At 72.1% G+C, this 21,347-nt stretch carries 22 protein-coding genes; 12 read left to right on the top strand and 10 right to left on the bottom strand.

Annotated features, from left to right (window positions below):
• From ACZ6TI_RS38060 to ACZ6TI_RS38070, 3 genes are all read left to right on the top strand, one after another.
• Positions 1-1,623: cellulose binding domain-containing protein (locus ACZ6TI_RS38060; RefSeq protein WP_465350102.1), on the top strand; the 1,623-nt coding region annotated here is incomplete at its 5' end.
• A 240-nt stretch (positions 1,624-1,863) separates the two neighbouring features.
• Positions 1,864-2,124 carry a hypothetical protein gene (locus tag ACZ6TI_RS38065; RefSeq protein ID WP_465350103.1) on the top strand — a complete coding sequence of 87 codons (261 nt, stop codon included), beginning with the start codon at positions 1,864-1,866 and terminating at the stop codon, positions 2,122-2,124.
• A 119-nt stretch (positions 2,125-2,243) separates the two neighbouring features.
• Complete coding sequence (locus ACZ6TI_RS38070; RefSeq protein ID WP_465350104.1) at positions 2,244-3,149, top strand: sigma-70 family RNA polymerase sigma factor; 906 nt, start codon at positions 2,244-2,246, stop codon at positions 3,147-3,149.
• 107 nt (positions 3,150-3,256) lie between these two features.
• Here ACZ6TI_RS38070 and ACZ6TI_RS38075 read toward each other — a convergent pair whose 3' ends face one another.
• The 8 genes from ACZ6TI_RS38075 to ACZ6TI_RS38110 all read right to left on the bottom strand — a co-directional run bounded on the left by ACZ6TI_RS38075 (position 3,257) and on the right by ACZ6TI_RS38110 (position 9,954).
• Positions 3,257-4,123 (bottom strand): urease accessory protein UreD, encoded by an 867-nt coding sequence (locus ACZ6TI_RS38075; RefSeq protein WP_465350105.1) that lies wholly within the window; start codon positions 4,121-4,123, stop codon positions 3,257-3,259.
• Positions 4,069-4,782 (bottom strand): urease accessory protein UreG, encoded by a 714-nt coding sequence (gene ureG / locus ACZ6TI_RS38080; RefSeq protein ID WP_465350106.1) that lies wholly within the window; start codon positions 4,780-4,782, stop codon positions 4,069-4,071. The genes ACZ6TI_RS38075 and ureG overlap by 55 nt, the downstream gene beginning before the upstream one ends.
• A gap of 30 nt (positions 4,783-4,812) precedes the next feature.
• A complete protein-coding gene (locus tag ACZ6TI_RS38085) occupies positions 4,813-5,793 on the bottom strand; it encodes an urease accessory protein UreF (RefSeq protein ID WP_465350107.1) in 981 nt (326 codons plus the stop codon).
• On the bottom strand, positions 5,793-7,511 hold the full coding sequence (locus ACZ6TI_RS38090) for an urease subunit alpha (RefSeq protein WP_465350108.1): 1,719 nt from the start codon (positions 7,509-7,511) through the stop codon (positions 5,793-5,795). Before ACZ6TI_RS38090 ends, ACZ6TI_RS38085 begins: the two co-directional genes overlap by 1 nt.
• On the bottom strand, positions 7,508-7,915 hold the full coding sequence (locus ACZ6TI_RS38095; protein WP_465350109.1) for an urease subunit beta: 408 nt from the start codon (positions 7,913-7,915) through the stop codon (positions 7,508-7,510). The genes ACZ6TI_RS38090 and ACZ6TI_RS38095 overlap by 4 nt, the downstream gene beginning before the upstream one ends.
• Positions 7,912-8,214, bottom strand: coding sequence for an urease subunit gamma (locus ACZ6TI_RS38100; protein ID WP_465350110.1), 303 nt, complete (start codon positions 8,212-8,214; stop codon positions 7,912-7,914). Before ACZ6TI_RS38100 ends, ACZ6TI_RS38095 begins: the two co-directional genes overlap by 4 nt.
• Before the next feature lie 99 nt (positions 8,215-8,313).
• Complete coding sequence (locus tag ACZ6TI_RS38105; protein ID WP_465350111.1) at positions 8,314-8,691, bottom strand: RidA family protein; 378 nt, start codon at positions 8,689-8,691, stop codon at positions 8,314-8,316.
• A 15-nt stretch (positions 8,692-8,706) separates the two neighbouring features.
• Entirely contained in the window at positions 8,707-9,954 is a 1,248-nt protein-coding gene (locus ACZ6TI_RS38110; RefSeq protein WP_465350112.1) for an amidohydrolase family protein, read from the bottom strand.
• Between the two features lie 81 nt (positions 9,955-10,035).
• Here ACZ6TI_RS38110 and ACZ6TI_RS38115 point away from each other — a divergent pair, with 81 nt between their 5' ends.
• Both ACZ6TI_RS38115 and ACZ6TI_RS38120 read left to right on the top strand, forming a co-directional pair.
• Positions 10,036-11,193: an alanine racemase gene (locus tag ACZ6TI_RS38115; RefSeq protein WP_465350113.1), complete on the top strand. Its 1,158-nt coding sequence runs from the start codon at positions 10,036-10,038 to the stop codon at positions 11,191-11,193.
• On the top strand, positions 11,193-12,671 hold the full coding sequence (locus ACZ6TI_RS38120) for a beta-N-acetylhexosaminidase (RefSeq protein WP_465350114.1): 1,479 nt from the start codon (positions 11,193-11,195) through the stop codon (positions 12,669-12,671). Before ACZ6TI_RS38115 ends, ACZ6TI_RS38120 begins: the two co-directional genes overlap by 1 nt.
• 356 nt (positions 12,672-13,027) lie before the next feature.
• On the opposite strand, the gene ACZ6TI_RS38125 is transcribed toward ACZ6TI_RS38120, so the two are convergent.
• Complete coding sequence (locus tag ACZ6TI_RS38125; protein ID WP_465350115.1) at positions 13,028-13,552, bottom strand: tetratricopeptide repeat protein; 525 nt, start codon at positions 13,550-13,552, stop codon at positions 13,028-13,030.
• A gap of 64 nt (positions 13,553-13,616) precedes the next feature.
• Between ACZ6TI_RS38125 and ACZ6TI_RS38130 the strand changes: the two genes are divergently transcribed.
• The 6 genes from ACZ6TI_RS38130 (at position 13,617) to ACZ6TI_RS38155 (ending at position 19,635) form a co-directional block, all read left to right on the top strand.
• Positions 13,617-14,048, top strand: a complete 432-nt coding sequence (locus ACZ6TI_RS38130; protein ID WP_465350116.1) for a hemerythrin domain-containing protein — start codon at positions 13,617-13,619, stop codon at positions 14,046-14,048.
• Entirely contained in the window at positions 14,045-15,190 is a 1,146-nt protein-coding gene (locus tag ACZ6TI_RS38135) for a 2-phosphosulfolactate phosphatase (protein WP_465350117.1), read from the top strand. Before ACZ6TI_RS38130 ends, ACZ6TI_RS38135 begins: the two co-directional genes overlap by 4 nt.
• Positions 15,191-15,442: 252 nt before the next feature.
• The gene (gene aspS / locus ACZ6TI_RS38140; RefSeq protein ID WP_465350118.1) at positions 15,443-17,245 is read left to right on the top strand and encodes an aspartate--tRNA ligase; all 1,803 of its coding nucleotides are present in this window, start codon (positions 15,443-15,445) and stop codon (positions 17,243-17,245) included.
• Between the two features lie 14 nt (positions 17,246-17,259).
• Complete coding sequence (locus ACZ6TI_RS38145; protein WP_465350271.1) at positions 17,260-18,018, top strand: sugar nucleotide-binding protein; 759 nt, start codon at positions 17,260-17,262, stop codon at positions 18,016-18,018.
• Positions 18,019-18,028: 10 nt separating this feature from the next.
• On the top strand, positions 18,029-18,517 hold the full coding sequence (locus ACZ6TI_RS38150) for a GyrI-like domain-containing protein (protein ID WP_465350119.1): 489 nt from the start codon (positions 18,029-18,031) through the stop codon (positions 18,515-18,517).
• Between the two features lie 254 nt (positions 18,518-18,771).
• Positions 18,772-19,635 (top strand): hypothetical protein, encoded by an 864-nt coding sequence (locus tag ACZ6TI_RS38155; protein ID WP_465350120.1) that lies wholly within the window; start codon positions 18,772-18,774, stop codon positions 19,633-19,635.
• Here ACZ6TI_RS38155 and ACZ6TI_RS38160 read toward each other — a convergent pair.
• Complete coding sequence (locus ACZ6TI_RS38160) at positions 19,623-20,237, bottom strand: TetR/AcrR family transcriptional regulator (protein WP_465350121.1); 615 nt, start codon at positions 20,235-20,237, stop codon at positions 19,623-19,625. The genes ACZ6TI_RS38155 and ACZ6TI_RS38160 overlap by 13 nt on opposite strands.
• 103 nt (positions 20,238-20,340) lie before the next feature.
• Here ACZ6TI_RS38160 and ACZ6TI_RS38165 point away from each other — a divergent pair, with 103 nt between their 5' ends.
• Positions 20,341-21,345 carry an aldo/keto reductase gene (locus ACZ6TI_RS38165; RefSeq protein WP_465350122.1) on the top strand — a complete coding sequence of 335 codons (1,005 nt, stop codon included), beginning with the start codon at positions 20,341-20,343 and terminating at the stop codon, positions 21,343-21,345.
• Positions 21,346-21,347: the final 2 nt, after the last annotated feature.

The following is a 21,347-nucleotide window of genomic DNA, read 5'->3' on the forward strand; positions in this document are numbered from 1 at the left end:
GACCCGCTGCCGCCGGTCGAAGGACTGCCCGCGAACGTCGCGGAGCTGGTCGAGCGGTGCCTGGAGAAGCGGCCCGACGACCGGCCGTCCAGTGCGGAGCTGGCCGACGTGCTGGCCGCCGCCTCCGCGGGCGCTCCGGTGGCGCGGGGCTACGTCGCGGACTGGGCGTCGGACAACGCCGAGGACACCACGATCCTGCCGAACCCGCACCCGTACACCGCGGGCATCGGCCGGGTCCGCCCCGGCCACGCCCAGGTGGCGGACGGGCCGGCCCAGGCCGGCCGCGGCGTCGCCGCGGTGCGCGCCTCCGCCGAGGGTCCGGCCGGTCTCTCCGCCGCGGCCGCCGCGATGGCCGCCGCCGAGGAGAGCGCGCCGGTCTCGCCGGCCCCCGGCAACGCGGTGCCCGTCCCGGTCGCCGAGGTCGAGGCCGCCGTGCACGGGGAGCCGCAGAACTCGGTCGTCGAGTCACCCGCCGTGCCGCACGCGCCGAATCGCGGACCGGGCTCGGCTCCGGGCCGCAACAACCGCTTCGGGGCGACGCCCCGATCCACTCCGGTGGCCGGCGCCCCGAACGGCCCGTCGCAGCAGCACGGCTCGCTGCGGCCGGCCGTCGGCGGCCCCGGCGCACCGGACCAGGGCCTGGCTGGTGGCGGCACGCCGCCCCCGCCCGGGAAGGGCCGGTCCGCCGGCACCGGCCCGAATCCGTCCCGGCCACCACGGTCGGGCCGCACCCAAGGCCGCCGCGTGTTGATCGTGGCGGGCACGGTCGCGCTGCTCGGCGCGGCGACGTACGCGTGGACTCTCGCGGCAGGAGGGCCGGGGGGCACCACCCCGGCTAAGGGGCAGCCGCAGCCCACCGTGCTGGCCGCGTCGGGCAAGTGCGTCGTCAGCTACGCCGTCTGGTCCGTGGACGCGAACAAGCGCTTCAAGGCGTCGGTGACCGTCGCGAACCGGGACAACCAGGCGATCAAGAACTGGAACCTCTGGTTCATCATGCAGGGCGACCAGGTGCTCAACGGCAACGGCCGGGTCAGCCTGGACCAGCAGGGCCGCACGGTCACGGTGAAGGGCGCCTCGACGCTCAGCCCGCAGAAGGCCGTGACCATGGAGATCTCCGGTCGATACACCGAGAACAACGAAGCGCCGATGGTGTTCCAGCTCGGCGGGCAGACCTGTGACGCGTACGTGTCGCCCAAGCCGGGTGAGCCGTCGCGGCCGGTGCAGCGGTTGTCGAACGGTGATGTGCGGCTCGGGCCGCCGGCCTCGCAGATTCCGGTGCCCGGGATCTCGGTGGGGCCGAACGGCATCGTGACTATCAAGCCGACTCCCGGCGTCTCGACCAAGCCCGGCGGCGGGATCACCACGCTGCCCACCGACGTCGAGACCATCGACCCTCCGCCCGTCTGCCCGGACCCCACCGACCCGCGGTGTGAGCCTCCGGGCCCTGGGCCGGGTGAACAGACGCCGACGAACACCACGACGGAGCCGACGACCACGACCACGGAGCCGACGATCGAACCGGAGGGTGGCACGACGCCGCCGGTCGACGACACCGACACCGGCAGCGACGTCGACGACACCGACACCGGGACGGAACTCATTCCGCCGCCGCCCGGCGGCTGACCGGCCCTGCTTTCGGCCGCCTGATCGGAACTCCCGAACAGGCGGCCGTTGCGCGTTAGGGTGAAGTCGACACTTGCAGGCACGTTCCTCCGGTTGCGATCAATTTCCGGCTGTAGGCATGGATGACATCGGTTGTGCACCCACTTACGGCGTGCCTGCGGGCCGGCTGACAACTCCGAGCGCATGATGGCGCTGTCAGCTGGATCACAGAGCAGAACGTCGCAACACGGGGAGCTCACCATGATCAGCACCGTTGAGGACCTGGCGGCGGAGGCCTTGTTCGTCTCCGACCTGCAGCCGTCCGACAGCCCGAGCCGCGAACGGCTCGAAGGCGCGGTCACCGCCATGATCCTGCGGCACGGCAGTGACGGATGTGCCGCGGTCGTCGCCGAGGAGTTCGGCGACCACCCGGAGGTGGCCGTGCGCCGCATGTGCTGGGTGCGCAGCGAGCTGCGGGTGGTGGCCCAGAGACGGTCCATGAGCACTCCGCGCGCTTACTGAGGACTTTTCACAAAAAACACCACAAAAGCAACCGAGTTCGGCCGCGCCTGCACCTTAAGGCCGCAAATGTTCTCCTCGTCAGCCGGTTCAGACCGGTTCACACGAGCGAGGAGGACCACGTGATCGATACGACCGCACTCCCCGCCGCCGTCGGCTCCATCACTCACGACGCACCCTCCGCGCGTGACATCGAGGACCTCGTCCGTGAGCACATGCCGATGGTTGGCCACCTGGTCCGGGAGTTGCTGAACCGCGTACCCGGCCATGTGCACGCCGACGATCTGTCGTCCGCGGGCTTCGCCGCGCTGCTGGGAGCCGCCCGGTCCTTCGACGTGTCCCGGGGCATCCCGTTCCACCGCTTCGCCGCGGTGCGCATCCGTGGCGCGTTGCTGGACGAGTTGCGGGGGCAGGACTGGGCCAGCCGTTCGGTGCGGGCCCGGGCCCGTAAGACGACGGCCGCCCGGGCGGAGCTGACCGCGGCGCTGGGGCGCACCCCGTCGGACGCCGAGGTGGCCGAAATGCTGGGGATAGGCGTGCAGGAACTGGCCGCCGTCGAGGACGACGTGCAGAAGGCCGCGCTGCTCAGCCTCCAGGGCTTCCCGACCGGGGCGGCCGAGGAGATGGTGCCCGAGCAGAGCGAAGGCCCGGAGGACCTGTTGCTCAAGCGCGAGCGGCTCGGCTATCTGCACCAGGCGATCCAGGCTCTCCCCGAGCGCCTGCGCCTGGTGGTGACCGAGTCGTTCCTGCAGGAACAGCCCCTCAGCGACGTGGCGGCCCGGCTGGGCGTGACCGAGTCCCGCATCTCCCAGCTCCGCACGGAGGCGTTGCGGCTGCTGCGCGAGGGCTTGAACAGTTCGCTCGCCCCGGAATTGCTGGCGGTCGCGGCGGGCGGCGCCCGCTCCCGCAAGGGCTGCCTGCAGCGCCGCCGCACCGAGTATTTCCAGCGAGTCGCCGACCAGGGCAACCTGCGCACCCGCCTGGCCCTGACCGACGAGCACGGAGTCCCGATAGCGGTGGCGGCCTAGCAAGAACGCCCGCAGCGAAGGGCGGCTCCTCCGGGAGCCGCCCTTCGGCATTCGCTCAGGCGGTTGCCCTTCGGCATTCGCTCAGGCGGTTGCCCTTCGGCATTCGCTCAGGCGGTTGCCGCGAGCGCCTCGGGCCGGGCCGGCGGGGAGGGGAGGCCGAAGGACTCGCAGATCGGGTCCAGGACGCGCTGCACCTGGCGGATGTCGGCGCCCACCGCGGACGCCAGCAAACCCGGACCGGCCAGGGGCATCACGGCCGCGTCCGGGCCGGGCAGGTGCGGATCCGGGAGATCGGGTCCGGCCAGCACTGCCGAGCCGATGGCCCGGGCGCTGCCCAGCACGGCGGCGCCTGACCAGCCCGGGGCGCCGATGGCCAGTTCGTGGCGGTAGAGGGTGCGGCCGGCGTACCGGATGGTGGTGTCGGCTCGCACCGAGCCGGAGTCCTCGTCGTGCCGGCCGCAGACCAGGTCGTCGCGCCAGACCAGCGTGCCGCCCTCCGCGACCTCGACCCGCGTGATGGCGTGGTGGTCGCAGCCGGCGGCGGCGATGGCCGGCTCGGGCAGCCAGCGCAACACCGCACCCGGCCCGACCGCGGCGTGGATGGTCAGCCGCGACGGCGGCGCCGGCCGGCCGGGCAGCAACAACGTCGCGGCGACGCTGCGGACGTCCAACCGGGCGCCCGCACCGACCTCGATGGTGAGTTCCAGCTCATCCCCGCGCAGCGGCCCCGCCGCCCCGCCGATCAGATGGACGGTCACCCCCGCCGCGCGGCGATGGTCCGACTCTTCGGCGCGGTTCGCAGAGCCGGACGGCGTGGGGCCGGTGCGGCGGACCAGCAGCGGGGATTCGCCGCGGAGGACGGCCAGGCGGGTGCGGCCGGAGGCATCCGCCTCGGCGACTATCCGGGCCTCGGCCCGCATCAGCCCGATCCGGCCGGTGCGCCGGCGCGTGCCGCCACCAGCGTGCGGATCCACTCCGCCACCGGGGTGGCCGCGCGGTCCTGCACCAGGGACAGGAAGACCGTGGGCAGATCGCCGCGCCGGGCCCTGGCGTCGCGGTCCATCACGCCGAGGTCGGCGCCGACCTGCGGGGCCAGGTCGGTCTTGTTGATCACCAGGAGGTCGGCGGCGGTGACGCCGGGGCCGCCCTTGCGGGGCACCTTGTCGCCGCCGGCCACGTCGACCACGAAGATCTGCTGGTCGATCAGGCCCTTGCTGAACGTCGCCGTGAGATTGTCACCGCCGCTCTCCACCAGCACCAGGTCGAGCGGGCCGAGCTTCTCCTCGAGGTCCTCGACGGCGTCCAGGTTCGCGGAGATGTCGTCGCGGATCGCGGTGTGCGGGCAGCATCCGGTCTCCACCGCGCGGATCCGCTCGGCCGGCAGCACCCCGTTGCGCAGCAGGAAGTCGGCGTCCTCGGTGGTGTAGATGTCATTGGTCACGACGGCCAGCCGCAACTCCTCGCCGAGGGCCCGGCACAGCGCCGCGACCAGCGCGGTCTTGCCGGAGCCGACCGGCCCGCCGATGCCGATGCGCACGGCCCGCGGACCGGTGTGCAGCGGGTCGTGCGGGTCGACGCCCGGCTCGGGATGGGTGTGCGGAACTTCGTCGGGCCCGTGCTCGTGAGGATGCATTTCGTTACCTTTCTCCGCGGGGCCGGCCGTTCAGGAAGCGAACAGCCGAACCTCCCAACTTGCGTGGTGCTCGGCGCCGATGTCGAGCAGAGGAGCGCCGTTCGCCGGCAGGTCGTCGACCGGATCCCCGGCGTGTGCGGCCGCCTCCGCCGCGATCCGATCGCATTCCGGGGCCAGCGCGGCGATGAGCGCGTGCGCGGCATAGGGATCGAGCCCGAGCAGTCGCACCGCGGCACTCGCCGACCCGGTCACCGTGCCGTGTGCCGCAGCCGTGGCGGCCGCGAGCGGATCCAGCCCGGCGACCGCTGCCACCACACCCAGCGCGACCGGATGATGCGGTTCCCGCCCGATCGCCGGCACGACCCACATCGCCCGCGCGGCCCGCAGCAGCGCCCGCCCCTGGGCTCGCGAAGCCCGCCGCAAAGCAGGCGACGGAGTCCGGGCGTCCATCCCCGCATCGAGCTCGGCGCTGATCGCGCTCGGCGAAAGACTCGCGCCGGGTTGAGCGATGCTCGCGTCAGCCGAAACGCTCGAGCCGGGTTGAGTGATGCTCGCGTCAGGCGAAATGCCCGCGCCGGGTTGAGTGATGCTCGCGCTCGGCGGTGGGGTCGCGCCGGGTTGAGCGATGCTCGCGCTCGGCGGTGGGGTCGCGCCGGGTTGAGCGATGCCTGCGCCAGGCGAAATGCCCGCGCCGGGTTGAGCGATGCTCGCGCCCGGTGAAACCCTCGGGCCAGGTTGAGCGACGCTCGCGCCAGGCGAAACCCTCGCGCCGGGGGAGAACCCGGTGCTGAGTGGAGGCCCCGCGCCGAGGGAGAAGCGCGCGCAGGCGGCGGCCGCGAAAGCGGCTGCCACCACGCCGGCCGTGGCGAGCCGGCCCCGCAGGAATCCCTCCACGCCGGACAGATCCCGCACCCGCCCGCCGGACACCGCCGCCTCGAAGCCGCCCGAATGAGCGTGCCCACCGGCGGGCAGCCGTCCGTCGGCGAGGACGAGCAACGTGGCCAGCGACATCAGAACAGGAAGTAGCGCTGGGCCATCGGCAGCTCGGTGACCGGATCCGGTTCCACCACCTCGCCGTCGATGCGCACGGTGAACGTGTCCGGCTCGACCTCGATGCGTGGCAGGGCGTCGTTCATCGGCATGTCCGCCTTGCCCACCGAGCGGGTGTTCGACACCGGCACGAAGGCCCGCTTGCAGCCGATCCGGTCGCCGACCATGGCGTCGATCGCGGCCGGCGCGACGAACGCCACCGACGTCTGCGCGGGCACCACGCCGTATGCCCCGAACATCGGCCGCGGCAGCATCGGCTGCGGCGTCGGGATCGAGGCGTTCGCGTCGCCCATCTGCGCCCAGGCGATCATGCCGCCCTTGATCACCAGGGACGGCCGGACACCGAAGAACGCCGGGTCCCACAGCACCAGGTCGGCCAGCTTGCCGGGCTCGACCGAACCCACCTGCTCGGCCATGCCGTGCGCGACCGCCGGGCAGATCGTGTATTTCGCGACGTATCGCTTGGCCCGCTCGTTGTCCGCGCCGCCGTCACCGGGCAGCGCCCCGCGCCGCGCCTTCATCACGTGCGCGGTCTGCCAGGTGCGCAGGATCACCTCGCCGACCCGGCCCATCGCCTGCGAGTCGGACCCGATCATCGAGATGGCGCCGAGGTCGTGCAGCACGTCCTCGGCGGCCATCGTGGACGGCCGGATGCGGCTCTCCGCGAACGCCAGGTCCTCCGGCACCGAGGAGTTGAGGTGGTGGCAGACCATCAGCATGTCGAGGTGCTCGCTGAGCGTGTTCCGCGTGTATGGCCGGGTCGGGTTCGTCGACGACGGCAGCAGGTGTGGCTGCCCGGCGACCGTGATGATGTCCGGCGCGTGCCCGCCCCCGGCGCCCTCGGTGTGGTACGCGTGAATCGACCGCCCGGCAATGGCCCGCAGCGTCTCCTCCACGAACCCGGCCTCGTTCAGCGTGTCCGTGTGGATCGCCACCTGCACCCCGGACGCATCCGCCACCCGCAGCGCGGCGTCGATCACCGCCGGCGTCGTGCCCCAGTCCTCATGCAGCTTGAATCCGCCCGCACCGCCGCGCAGCTGCTCCCACATCGACTCCTCGGACATGGTGTTGCCCTTGCCGAGCAGCAGCACGTTGATCGGGAACGTGTCGATCGCCTCGAGCATGCGGGCGAGATGCCAGGCGTTCGGGGTGACCGTGGTGGCCTTGGTGCCCTCGGCCGGGCCGGTGCCGCCGCCGATGATCGACGTGATACCGCTCGCCAGCGCGGTGTCCAGGATGGTCGGGCTGATCAGGTGCACGTGGCTGTCGATCGCGCCGGCCGTGAGGATCTTGCCGTTGCCGGCGATCACCTCGGTGCCGCCGCCGATCACCAGGTCGGGGTGCACACCGTCCATCGTGTCCGGGTTGCCGGCCTTGCCGAGCGCGACGATCCGGCCGTCGCGGATGCCCACGTCCGCCTTGATGATGCCCCAGTGGTCGAGCACGACCGCGCCGGTGATGATCGTGTCCGGGGTGCCCTCGGCGCGGGTGGCCCGGGACTGGCCCATCGACTCGCGGATCACCTTGCCGCCGCCGAACACCACCTCGTCACCGGCCTGCGGGCCGCCGCTGCGGTCCTCCTCGACCTCGATCAGCAGGTTGGTGTCGGCCAGCCGGATGCGATCGCCGGTGGTCGGGCCGAAGAGCGCGGCATAGCGGCCACGGTCCAGCGTGGTCACCGCGGGCTCCCGTTCTCCGGCAGCGCACCGGTGTCCTCGTCGAGCGAGCCGGCCGGCTCGATGTCGGTCGGGTCGGGCTCGGCGGGCGCCGGCGCCGGGTCGAGCGGGCCGCCGGCCAGGCCACGCAGGCCGGGCACGATGCGCCGGCCGCCCAGCGGCACCAGCGAGACGTCACGGGGCATGCCCGGCTCGAAGCGCACCGACGTGCCGGCCGGGATCGCGAGCCGATGACCCCACGCGGCGTCACGGTCGAAGTCGAGCGCGGCGTTCGCCTCGGCGAAGTGGTAGTGCGAACCGACCTGCACGGGGCGGTCGCCGGTGTTGCGTACGGTCTGGGTCTGGATCGGTCTGCCGACGTTGATCTCCACGACGCCCGCACCGGGGATGATCTCGCCCGGGATCATGAGATCGGCCCGTGCACGGTGACCAGCTTGGTGCCGTCCGGGAAGGTGGCCTCGACCTGCACCTCGGCCAGCATCTCGGGCACACCCTCGAGCACGTCGTCGCGGGTCAGCACGCGCCGGCCGGCGTCCATCAGCTCGGCGACGGTGCGACCGTCACGCGCGGCCTCGAGCAGGAAGGCGGTGATGATCGCGGTCGCCTCGGGGTAGTTGAGGCGCAAGCCCCGTTCCCGCCGGCGTTGCGCGACATCGGCCGCGACGTGGATGAGCAGACGTTCCTGCTCGTGCTGGCTGAGGAACAACGGACCTCCCCTTTAGCTCGCCCAGCGCATGCTCGCAGCCTGACGTTTCCGACGTGTTACCCGGAATGTAAGCACGTGCCGGGTCCCTCCCGGCGGCAATCAGCCCAGGTAGAGAACGGCGTCCACCTCGATCGCCATGCCCTGCAGCGCGACCGGGATCGTGGTCCGCACCGGCGGGTGATCACCCTTCAGGTATTGCCCGTAGATCTCGTTCATCTCCGCGAAGTCGCCGAAGTCGGTGAGGTAGACGCCGACCCGGACGGCCTGGTCGAGGCTGCCGCCGGCCGCCTCGGCGACGGCCGCCAGGTTGCGGAACGCCGCGTGCGCCTGCTCGGCGAACGAGCCGGTCACCCGGGTGCCGTCCGGCAGCGCCGGGACCGCCCCGGCCAGATAGACGGTGTCGCCGGCCACGATGGCCTGCGAGTACGGACCTCCGGGAGGGGCGGCCTGGTCGGTGTGCACGGCGCGCTTGGGCATGGCGGGACCTCCTGATCAGGACTTGCGGGGGAACTGCTCGGCGAGATCGTCGACGCCGACGAGTGGAGTGGTGAGCAACCTGCGGACCGCATTCTCGCGCTCGGCGAGGGCGGCGCGCTGCCCCGCGGTGAGCGGGACCCAGGGCGGTGGCGCGGTCGGAAACGACGCGGGCAGAAGCTCGCCACCGACATAGGTCGCATCGTTGACCAGGCGAACCTCTGCCCGGCGGGTCTGCCGATGCGCATCCACCAGCTGATCATCCCCGGACACGAGCGTGAACACCGCCACATCCGCGGGCGCGCCGGGCGTCAGAGTGCCGGCGTCCAGGCCGAGCGAGCGCGCCGGCCGCACCGTGGCCGCCGCGACCACCTCGGCCAGCGGCATCCCGGCGGCCAGCAGCTTGGCCATCGTGACCGGCAGGTCGAACACCGGTCCGAGGACCGATCGCGCGTGCAGGTCGGTGGAGATCGAATGCGGCGGCATTCCGCCCGCGAGCTGCGCCTCGGCCACGTCGAACGCGAACGCCCCCGACCCGTGCCCGATGTCGAACAACACCCCGCGCTCGTGTGCGTCGCGCGCCTCCGGACCGGTCGGATTCGCGATGCCGCTCGCGCAATGCGTCAGAATGTCGCCCGGCCGCAGCAGCGCCAGCACCTCGGCCAGCGGCGGCGGCGTCGTTCCGATGTGGACCATCACCGGCACGCCGCACTCCTCGGCCGCGGCCAGCCCACGCCGCAGCGGCTCCACACCGTTCGCGCCCACGGTGTCCCGGTCGATCCGCACCTTCACCCCGCGCACGAACCCCGCATGTCCCCGGATCGCCGTCGCGGCCTGCCCGGGATCACAACTGCCCAGATCAAGCCCTTCTCCGGTACGCGCGGCCAGCCCCTGCCCCGCGATGTTGAGCAGCGCGTGCACCCGGACCCGGCGAGTCGCCGCATAGTCCCGCAGCCCGCCGATCGAATACGCCCCCGCGGAACCCGCGTCCACCCAGGTGGTGGCCCCGCTGCACCAGGCGACCGGGTCGGGATCGATGCCCCAGTAGCCCGCGCCGGGATAGACGTGCGTGTGCAGGTCGACCAGCCCCGGAGTGACGAGCCGGCCGGTCACGTCCACGATCTCGGCGACCCCGTCGCGAGGCAGCGCCGGACCGACCGCGGCGATCCGCCCGGCCCGGATCGCCACGTCCAGCCGGCCCCGGTGACCGCCGCCCGGGTCGAGCACGTCACCACCGGTGAGCAGCAGATCTGCGGACTCGGGCACAGGCACTCCGGAAAATGTCGGTCGGCGTTGGTAGCTTCCACAGCGTTCCCCGATCGACGATCACCGGTCAAGGAGGCAGCGTTGCTCACCATCCCCGACGAGCCGATCGACTGGCGTGCGAAAGGCTTCTGGGCGCCGGCCGGCCCTCCCACGACCGGCACGAGCATCTTCGACGGCGGCTTCACCTGGCCGCTGCTGGTGATCCGCGAGTCGGCGGTGCGGGCGAACATCGCCACCATGGCGGCATATTGCGCCCGGCACGGCATGGACTTCGCGCCGCACGCCAAGACGACGATGGCGCCGCAGCTGCTGCGGGCACAGTTCGACGCGGGCGCCTGGGGCATGACCGTCGCGACCCCCAACCAGGCCCTGGTGATGCGCAATCTCGGCGTGCCGCGAGTGTTCATCGCCAACGAGGTGCTCGATCCCGCGGCGCTGCGCTGGCTGGCCGCGGAGACCGCGGCCGGCTGGGAGGTCTGGTTCCAGGTCGATTCGATCGCCGGGGTCGAGGCGGCCGCGGCCACCGGCGGGCCGCTGCGGGTGCTGGTCGAGCTCGGCCACGCCGGCGGGCGCACCGGGGTGCGCACGCTCGACGAGATGGAGGCGGTGGCCCGCGCGGTGGTCGCGGCCGAGGGCCTGACGCTGGCCGGGGTGACGGGGTACGAGGGACAGCTCGGCGACGTCGAGGCGGTGGATGCGTTCCTCGACCAGCTGGCGGCCGGTGTCCGCCGGCTCGCCGATCTGCTGCCCGCCACGCCGATCGTCTCGGCCGGCGGCAGCGCCTGGTTCGATCGGGTGACCGCCCGGCTGGCCGGCGCCGGGCTGGGGCAGCTCATCCTGCGCAGCGGCGCGTCGGTGACCCACGACGACGGGTTCTACCGCGAGATGACGCCGTTCAACCGGGTGCCCGCCGAGGGCCCGCTGCACGCCGCGATGGAGATGTGGGCCCAGGTCATCTCGACGCCCGAGCCCGGGCTCGCGCTGGCCGGCCTGGGCAAGCGCGACGCGCCGATCGACGAGGGGCTGCCGATCGTGCTCGAGCCGTCCTCCGGCCTGACCGTCACGAAACTGAACGACCACCACACCTATCTGTCGGTGGCGCCGGGCGCGTCGGTGAAACCCGGCGACCTGATCCGGTTCGGCCTGTCCCATCCGTGCACGGCCTTCGACAAGTGGCGGCACATCCCGCTGGTCGACGACGAGCGCCGGGTCGTCGACGTGCTGCACACCTACTTCTGATGATCCCGCTTCCGCGTTCCGTCACCCGGTCGCCCGGCCACCTCGACCTGGCGCCGGGCGACATCGCCACCTCCCTCGACCCCGCATTGCCGCCCGAGGGTTACCACCTCGTCGTGGACGCCGGCGTCACGATCACCGGCGGCTCACCGGCCGGCGTGTTCTACGGCCGGCAGACGCTGCGCCAACTGATGGCGCCCGAGACGCTGCGGCGGGCCCCGGCCGGCGCCGGGCCGGTGGCCGTGCCGCGGGTGGTGATCCGGGACGAGCCGCGGTTCCGCTGGCGGGGCGTGCTGCTCGACGTGGCACGGCACTTCATGCCGGTGGCCGACGTGCTGCGATTCGTCGAGCTGATGGCGTTCCACAAGCTCAACGTGCTGCAGCTGCACCTGACCGACGACCAGGGCTGGCGGGTCGAGGTGCCGGGCTGGCCGCGGCTCACCTCGGTGGGTTCGTGGCGCCCGCGCAGCATGCTCGGCTCGTCGTCGCACGGGCGTTACGACGACCGCCCGCACGGCGGCTTCTATTCCGCGGCCGACCTGCGCGAGATCGTGGCGTTCGCGGCCGAGCGGCAGGTCACCGTGGTGCCCGAGATCGACCTGCCCGGCCACATGCAGGCGGCCATCGCGGCCTACCCCGAACTCGGCAACGGCGTGACCCCGCGGGTGCGCACCGCCTGGGGCATCTCACCGCACCTGCTGAACGTGTCGGACACCGCGCTGCGCTTCTGCCGGGACGTGCTCGATGAGATCTGCGCGATCTTCCCGAGCGACGTGATCGGCATCGGCGGCGACGAGTGCCCGCCCGGGGAGTGGGCGGAGTCGCCGGCCGTGCGGGCGTTCCGGCGCGACCACGGCCTGGCCGACGAGCGGGCGGTGTACGGCTGGTGGATCACTCAGGCCGCCGAGCACCTGCGATCACGGGGCCGCCGGGCCTATGGCTGGGACGAGATCCTCGACGGCGGCGTGCCCGCCGACGCGCTGGTCGCCGCCTGGCGCGGCCCGGCCCAGGCCGCACGGGCGGCGCGGCTCGGCCACGACGTGGTGTCCTGCCCCGACACGTCGGTCTACCTCGACTACCGCCAGTCCGAGGATCCCGGCGAGCCGACCCCGGTCGGCACCCTGCTGACCATCGACGACGTGCACGCCTTCGACCCGGTGCCGCCCGGCCTGACCCCGGCGGAGGAGGCCCACATCATCGGCGCGCAGGCGAACATCTGGACCGAGCACATGGAGTCCGCGCGCCGGGTCGACTACATGGCATACCCACGGTTGTGCGCTTTCGCCGAGGTCGTCTGGCACCGAGCCGACGGCTTCGCCGACCGTCTGACCAGCCACCTGCCCCGCCTGGACGCCCTGCACGTCAACTACCGCCCACCGTCCGGCCCACGCCCGTGGGACGCCCGCCCCGACGCCCTGGGCCGCCCCCGCTCCCGAGCCGCCCGAGAGCGGGAAGTGGCCCAAATGACCAGCCCACCATGACCCCCCGCCCACCGCCGCCCGTTGGCAAGCTCCGCACCGGCTCGCGGCAGGTCTGTGCACCGGCTCGCGCTGTTGGCCACGCAGCGGCTGGCGGCGGGTGCCGCTTGGCGGTGTTGGCCACGCAGCGGCTCGCGGTGTTGGCCCTGCAGCGGCTGGTGGCGGGTGCCGCTTGGCGGTGTTGGCCTCGCGGTGTTGGCCATGCACCGGCTCGCGGTGTTGGCCATGCACCGGCTCGCGGTGTTGGCCCTGCAGCGGCTGGCGGCGTGTGCCGCTTCGTGGTGTTTGGCCAGGCGGCGGCTCGCGGTGTTAGCCCCGCAGCGGCCGGCGGCGGGTGCCGCCTCGGGGGTCGTGCCGGGTCAGTCGTGGACGTCGGTTTCGGGGTTTGCGGCCGGGTCGGGTTCGAGCAGGGCCCGGGCGTAGTTGGCCATCGAGCGCTGGTAGCGGGGGAGATGCGCGGCCAGGGCGCCGACCGCGATCGACACTGCTTCGCGTTCGCGGCCCACGTCGGTCAGGGCCAGGGCGAGGACCGTCTTCACCGCGTCGTCCAGGTGGTCCGGCGGTGCCGTCAGTTCGGCGGTCAGCATTGCCACGCTCTCCTGCGAGCGGTCCAGGTTGCGCAGCGAGCTGGCCATCTGGATCACCGCGCGGCGGCGGCGTTCGCCGGTCAGGCCGGCGTCGAGGGCGGTGCGGTAGAGCGGGACGGCCAGGTCCGAGTGGCCGGTCGAGTCGAGGGCGGCGGCCCGTTCGAAGAGGCCGTCCGGCGCGCCCGGCGGCAGTTCCTCGACCAGTTTTTCGATCAGGGTGAGGAACGCCGCCTCGTCCCGCTCGTCGAGGGAGGCCCACGCCTCCGCCATCCGCTGCTCCCACTCCGCCGTCTGCATCCGGACAGCGTCGCACAGCAAGGCCGGTTGACCTGGCGGCGCGCGTTTGGTGGAGTCGTGGCAAATGACCGACGACCACGCACGACTCACCGCCCTCGGCCACCAGCTCATCGAAACCCACGCGCACCTGCTGGACGCGCTCGACGATCTCCGCGACGGCGGCCGGATGCCCGCCGACCTGGCCACCCACTGCCTGGCCTTCTGCGCGGCCGTGACCCGCCACCACACCCAAGAGGACAACACCGTCTTCCCGCTGCTGGCCGGCCGCCATCCCGAGCTCCAAGATCTGCTGGACGGCCTGAAACGCGATCATCAGATGATCGCCGGCATGCTCGGCCGGGCCGGTGAGCTCGCCGCCGACCTGGACGCCGACGGCGCCCGCGCCGAGCTGGACGGCCTGGCCGCGCTGTTGGAGTCGCACTTCGCCTGGGAGGAGAAGCGCCTGGTGCAGATCCTGAACGCGCTGCCCAGGGACACCCCGGTCCCGCACTGGTGATTGATCGGGTCCACTTCGACTGGGGTCCGGCCGGCGCGCAAGCCGCGGGCGCCGACTTCGTGGTGATCGTGGACGTGCTCTCCTCCACGACGACGCTGACCGTGGCCGCCGAGCGTGGGATCGCGGTCATGCCCTATCGGTGGCGGGACGAATCCGCCGCCCGGGTCGCCCGCGAGCACGACGCGACCCTGGCGGTCGGCCGTTCGCAGGCGGGTCCGGGCCAGGTCAGCCTGTCCCCGGCGACGGTGCTGAACGCGACCGGTGTGCGGCGCCTGATCCTGCCGTCGCCGAACGGCGCGACCATCGCCGCGACGGTGGCGGGCTCGGGAGCCACCGTGATCGGCGTCTGCCTCCGCAACGCGGCCGCCGCCGCGGCCTGGGTGCACCGACACGCCAGCGGTTCGGTCGCGGTGATCGCGGCGGGCGAACGCTGGCCCGACGGCTCGCTGCGCCCAGCGGCCGAGGACCTCTGGGGCGCAGGCGCCTTCCTGCACGCCCTCGCCGCTCGAGCCACCGACGGCTGCGCCGCCCACGCAGCAGACGGCCACATCACTCGAGCACCCCACGGCGACGCCGTTCACCCAGCCAGTGGCGACGCCGTTGACGCTGCCCGTTGCGATGGCGTTCACGCTGCCCGTGACGCTGCCCGTGGCGGTGGCGGCACTCGCGGCGGTGGCGTTGACGCTGCCCGTGGCGGTGGCGCTACTGGCGGCGACGGTGTTCACGCTGCTGGCGGCGATGGCGATGGCGATGGCGATGGCGATGGCGTTGCTCGCGGCGATGGCGTTCACGTAGCCGGCGGCGATGGAGTTCACGCTGCCCACGGCGATGCCGCTCGTGCCGCTGGCGCTTGCGGTGCGGACGGCTGCGTCTCTTGTGCTGCGGAGGGCGACACGCTCCATGCGCTCGATGGCCGCGGTGGATCGGCTGGCGGTGAGGGTGTGGGTTGGACGTCGCCCGAGGTCGGGGTGGCTGTTGCGGCCTACCTGGCCGTGGCCGGCGATCTTGTGGCCGCGCTGCGGGACTGTGTTTCCGGGCGGGAGTTGATCGGTATGGGGTTTGGTGGCGACGTGGCGGTCGCCTCGGAGACCGGGTCGGCTGTGGTGCCGGTTCTGGTTGATGGGTGGTTTGTCGGAGGGTGAGTGGGCACGGACCTGGCAGGGTGGGCTCGCCGTTCTGGACGCGCAGCGGCCTTGGTGTGCCCGCCCGGTGTCGGCGGGAGCTGCGGCGCGCAACCACCCACCAAGGTGCGACCTGAAGATCTCGATCGGTCATCCGAGGGGCTGATCGCCGCCGGACGCGGACGGGGACGGCGGGCCTCCGTGCGACCTCGTGGACGGTGCCCTGACAGAATGTCGGGTGCGCCCCGTGACACCTGATGAGGAGACGTTCCCGTGATCCGTACCCATGACGCCGGCATTCTGCGTGCCGGTGACGCCGGCACGACGGTGACGCTGGCCGGCTGGGTGGCCCGCCGGCGCGACCACGGTGGGGTCATCTTCGTGGACCTGCGCGACGCCTCGGGCGTGGTGCAGGTGGTGTTGCGCGAGGAAGATGCGCACGCGCTGCGCAACGAGTTCTGTGTGCTGGTCACCGGCGAGGTCACCGCGCGCCCGGCCGGCAACGAGAACCCGGAGCTGCCGACCGGCGCGATCGAGGTGACGGCGGCCGAGCTGACCGTGCTCTCCGAGGCCGCGCCGCTGCCGCTGCCGATCGACGACGCGGTCACCGCCTCGGACGACCTGCGGCTCAGATACCGCTACCTCGACCTGCGGCGCAGCGGCCCGGCGAACGCGCTCAAGCTGCGCTCGCGGGCCAACCAGATCGCCCGCGAGGTGCTGCACGCCCGCGACTTCAACGAGATCGAGACGCCGACGCTGACCCGGTCCACGCCGGAGGGCGCCCGCGACTTCCTGGTGCCGGTGCGCCTGCAGCCGGGCACTTGGTATGCGCTGCCGCAGTCCCCGCAGCTGTTCAAGCAGCTGCTGATGGTGGCCGGCATGGAGCGTTATTACCAGATCGCCCGCTGCTACCGCGACGAGGACTTCCGGGCCGACCGGCAGCCCGAGTTCACCCAGCTGGACATCGAGATGTCGTTCGTCACGCAGGACGACATCATCGAGCTCGGCGAGGAGATCGTCGTCAAGCTGTGGGGCGAGCTGGCGGGTTACACCGTGCAGACGCCGATCCCGCGGATCACCTGGACCGACGCGATGGACCGGTACGGATCGGACAAGCCCGACCTTCGATACGGCGTGGAGCTCACCGAGCTGACCTCCTATCTGTCCGGGACGGAATTCCGGGTCTTCAAGGGCGCCATCGACGCCGGCGGCTATGTCGGTGCCGTGGTGATGCCCGGCGGCGCCTCCCAGACGCGCAAGGAGCTGGACGGCTGGCAGGACTGGGCCAAGGCGCGTGGCGCCCGCGGCCTGGCCTACGTGGTGCTCGACGAGTCGACCGGGGAACCCCGCGGCCCGGTCGCCAAGAACCTGAGCGCGGAACACCTCGGTGGACTGGCCGACGCGGTCGGCGCCAAGCCCGGTGACGCGATTTTCTTCGCCGCCGCCACGGAACGCCGCGAGGCCCAGGAGCTCCTCGGCGCCGCGCGCATCGAGATCGCCAGGCGCTCGGGGCTGATCGACGAGTCCACCTGGGCGTTCTGCTGGGTGGTGGACGCGCCGATGTTCGAGAAGACCGAAGACGGCGGCTGGACCGCGGTGCACCACCCGTTCACGTCGCCGAACGCCGAGTGGATGGACCGCTTCGAGGAGGCGCCGGACCGGGCGCTGGCCTATGCATACGACATCGTGGTCAACGGCAACGAGATCGGCGGCGGCAGCGTCCGTATCCACCGCGGTGACGTGCAGAGCCGAGTGTTCGACCTGCTCGGCATCACGCCGGAGGAGGCGCAGGACAAGTTCGGCTTCCTGCTCGAGGCGTTCAAATACGGTCCGCCGCCGCACGCCGGCATCGCGCTCGGCTGGGACCGCACCTGCATGCTGCTCAGCGGCAACGACTCGATCCGCGAGGTCATCGCGTTCCCGAAGACCCGCGGCGGCTACGACCCGCTGACCACCGCGCCGACCCCGATCACCGCGCAGCAGCGGCTCGAGGCCGGCATCGACGCCAAGCCCAAGCCGGCCGCCGGCACCCCGGGCACCGACGGCGTCGCGGCGCCGGTGGAGCCGAGCAACTGACACGCATCCTGGTCATCGGCGCGTCGGGCAACCTCGGAGGCGAGGTCGCCCGGCAGGCCGCTGCCGCCGGGCACGAGGTCACCGGCACGTCGTCGGCGGACCTGGACATCACCGATCCGGCCGCGACGCGCGCCTTCGTGGCGGCGGCCCGGCCGGATGTGGTGATCAACTCGGCGTACCGCACGGAGAGCTGGGCGGTGACCGCCGAGGGCGCGGCCAACGTCGCGCTCGCGGCCGCGGGCACGCGCCTGGTGCACATCTCCTCCGACGCGTTGCACCGCGGCCGGCCGGAACCCTACGGCGACGCCGACCCGCCCACGCCGATCTATCCCTACGGCGCCGCGAAGGCCGCCGCCGAACTCGCGGTGCGGACCGCCGACCCGGCCGCGGCGCTGGTCCGGACGTCACTGATCCTCGGCGACGAGCACAGCAGCCAGGTGCGCCTCTGCCTCGAACTGGCCACCGGCGCGCGCGAGGGATTCCTGTTCAGCGACGAGTTCCGCTGCCCGATCCTGGTCACCGACCTGGCCGCGGCGGTGCTCGAACTGGCCGCGTCGGACTGGTCCGGCCCGATCAACGTGGCCGGCCCGCAACGGCTGAGCCGCGCCGAGGTCGGCACGCTGATCGCCACCCGCTACGGCCTGGACCCGTCGAAGATCCCGGTGCGCACGGTCGCGGAGAGCGGCCTCGGCCCGCGCCCGCAGAATGTCGTCCTCGACAGCACGCGCGCGGCCGCCATGCTGCACACCCCGCCACGCCCCATTCATATGTGAAAATGTCGCGGTGAACCCGACGATTGTGCACCGCGACGAGCAGCCCTATCTGGGGCGCCGCGAGTCGATCACGATGACCGAGTTCGCCCGGCTGGCAGACCACCTGCCGGAGATGTTCGGCGCGCTGGCCGAGCGCGGCGTGGCGGTCGCCGGTCCGCCGTTCTTCCGCTACCGGGTGATCGACATGGCCGCGGAGCTGATGGTCGAGGCGGGCATCCCGATCGCCGCGCCGATCGAGGCGGACGAGCCGAGCTTCATCGACACGCTGCCGGCCGGTCGTTATGCCACGATCAGCCACATCGGCCACCCCGACGAGCTGATGGGCGTCACCGCCAAGCTCCTCGACTGGGCCCAGCGCGAGGCCCTGACCTGGGACATGTCCCAGACTCCCGAGGGCGAGGTGTGGGGCAGCCGCCTCGAGCTGATGATGACCAACCCCGCCGAGGAACCGGACATGCACAAATGGGAGACCGTGCTGATGTTCCGCCTGGCGGACTGAGAAAACTTCGATGTCGCACCTGGGTGGGTGGTGCTGACCGCAGTTCCCACCGAGGCCGGGCGTGCCCATCAGGCCGCTGACGCGTCCAAACCGATGCGCCCACCCTTCATTCTCCGTGCCCACTCACCCTCTTCGAAACACTGCCAGTCCTGACCAGCGCCGAAACCACCGCCGTCGTGACCCACCCCGACCAAGCGGGCATCAGCGGTGCCGATGAGCAGGAGCGCCGCGCTACCTCTGCCCTGCTCGCCGTGATGAGCTCGGTCCGTGAGTTCGGACGGGCGCTGGTGCAACCCGTCGGTGCGCCGGCCGGGCAGATCCAGACCTACATCGAGGTTCCGTTCAAGCTGGAAGACAAGCAGTGCTTCCCGGACGGGCGGGTGCGGGTCGTGCGCGGGCAACGACAGTGGACTGCGCTCGTCGAGGTCAAGACCGGCAGCAATGAGCTGCATGCCGAACAGCTCGAGCGATATCTTGACGTGGCCGAGGAACAGGGCTTCGACGCGCTGTTCGGCGACATGGGTCCGGCGTGGGTTCCGGTGCGCGAATCGATCGGCGCCGGCACCCTTCGTCCCGGCGATGCGAACGCCGCCGCGGTCGTCGGCCGGTTCGACGCGCTCGTCCGATACGCCAGCCTGAAGCTCGGTCGGCAACTGGGCACCGAGGTGGTGCCCGCGCTCAGCCGCCGGGAGTTCGCCGAGCCCGCTGGCCGGGCCCAAAGTCTGATCACCGAGCTGACCACCACCGCGACCATGACCGCCGGCCTCAAGATCCCGGGTGCGGTCGGCCCGATGTCGATCGTCGGCGACGCCACCAAGGAACTGAAGGCGTTCCGGGTCGCGCAGCTGTCGGCCGCGGGGACGAAGCGCGGGACCGGCCGCGGGTCGTTCATCGACTCGTTCCTGGATGCCGTGGACGTGTTCTACGAGCAGGTCCTGCAGAACCTCAAGCCGTGGATCGCCGCGCCGCCGCGGCTACGGACGGTCGACGAGCCGGCCGTCGAGCCGGTCTCGAAGAACCTGGTCTCCACCGCCATCTCGTCCCAGGACGGTCCTCAGCCAGAAGGGCCGACCTCGACCGTCGCCGAGAGTGAGCCGGTCGGACTTCAGGCGCCGTAGCGGGCCAGGAACGAGTTGACCGCCTCGCGGATGGCCTTTTCGGTTTCGGCCTCGGTGGGGGCGTAGTCGATCAGGAGCATGCGCGGCCAGAAGGCGAAATCCCCGATCATGCCGAGGAACTGGTTGGCCGGGAGCAGCGCGTCGGCGAAGCGGACCGTGCCGGCTTCCCGCTCTGCCTCCAGGTAGGTGCGGACGCTGTCGAAGAACGGGAGCTTGCCCAGCCGGAACAGGGTCTGGCCGAGCTCCGGGAAGCGCGGCAGCTCGCCGATCACGATGCGGAAGAGGGCCACCATGCGCGGGCGGGTGAGCACGCCGACGTAGGTGTGGCCGAGCGACAGCAGGCCCGCCTCGACGTCGCCGGGCTCGGGGGACAGGTCCCAGCCCTGCTCGAGAGTCCAGTATTCGCTGACCATCGCGTCGAACAGCGCGGCCTTCGTCGGGAACTGCTTGAACAGCGTGGCGGTGGAGACCCCGGCCGTCTTCGCTATGCGGGCCAGTGACGTGCGCTCGTAGCCCATCTCGAGGAACAGGTCTGTGGCCGCGCCGAGGATCGCCTCGCGCTTCTCGCGCTGGAGGCGCTCGTGATATCCGATCACCGCCATGCCGACCAGTCTGGCACATGTGAGGTGAGTCGCTTGACTCACCACCCCGCCGAAGGCTAGCTTTCTGAGGCGAGTCACTCAACTCACCACTGGAAGAGGAAGCATGCGAACACGTCTCCTGGGCGCCGCGAAGCTCGAGACCTCGGCGCTCGGCCTGGGCACGATGGGCATGACGATGGCCTATGGCCCGACCGACGACAGCGCGAGCGCCGCGACCATCCGCCGCGCCCACGAGCTGGGCATCACCATGTTCGACACCGCCGAGCTCTACGGCCTCGGCACCGGCGCCAACGAGCGGCTGCTCGGCACGGCGGTGCGGCCGTTCCGGGACGAGGTGCTGCTGGCCACCAAGTTCGGCTACGACCTGACCGCCGACCAGAGCCTCGGCGAAGCCCTGGACAGCCGGCCCGTGCACATCCGCGAGGTGGTCGAGAACAGCCTGCGGCACCTGGGCACCGACCGCATCGACGTGCTCTACCAGCACCGCGTCGACCCGGCCGTGCCGATCGAGGACGTCGCCGGCACGGTCGCCGAGCTGGTCCGCGAGGGCAAGGTGCTGCACTTCGGGCTCAGCGAGGCCGGGCCGGACGTGCTGCGCCGCGCGCACGCCGTGCATCCGGTGACCGTGCTGCAGAGCGAGTACTCGGTGTTCGAGCGGGCGGTCGAGGCGGCCGTCCTGCCGGTCGCCCGCGAGCTGGGCATCGGGTTCGTCGCGTATTCGCCGCTGGGCCGCGGCTTTCTGACCGGCGCGGTGCGTCCGGCCGACCAGTATCCGGCGGACGACATGCGCCGCTTCGACCCGCGCTGGCAGGGCGACAACTACCCGCGTAACGCCGCCGCGGTGGACCGGTTGGCCGGCCTCGCCGCGCGTAAGGGCATCGCCGTCACCCAGCTCGCCCTCGCCTGGCTGCTGGCGCAGGGCGACGACGTCGTCCCGATCTTCGGCACCCGCAGCCCGGATCGGCTGGCCGAGAACGCGGCCGCCACCGAGGTCGAGCTGAGCGACGCGGACCTGGCCGAGATCCGCGCCGCCCTGCCGCACGGCTCGTTCGGCAGCCGCTATGCCGGCGGCCACCTGCCTTCCTGGGAGCGCGAGCAGGCTGCCTAGGG

The sequence above is a fragment of the Actinoplanes sp. NPDC051388 genome, from assembly GCF_055586225.1.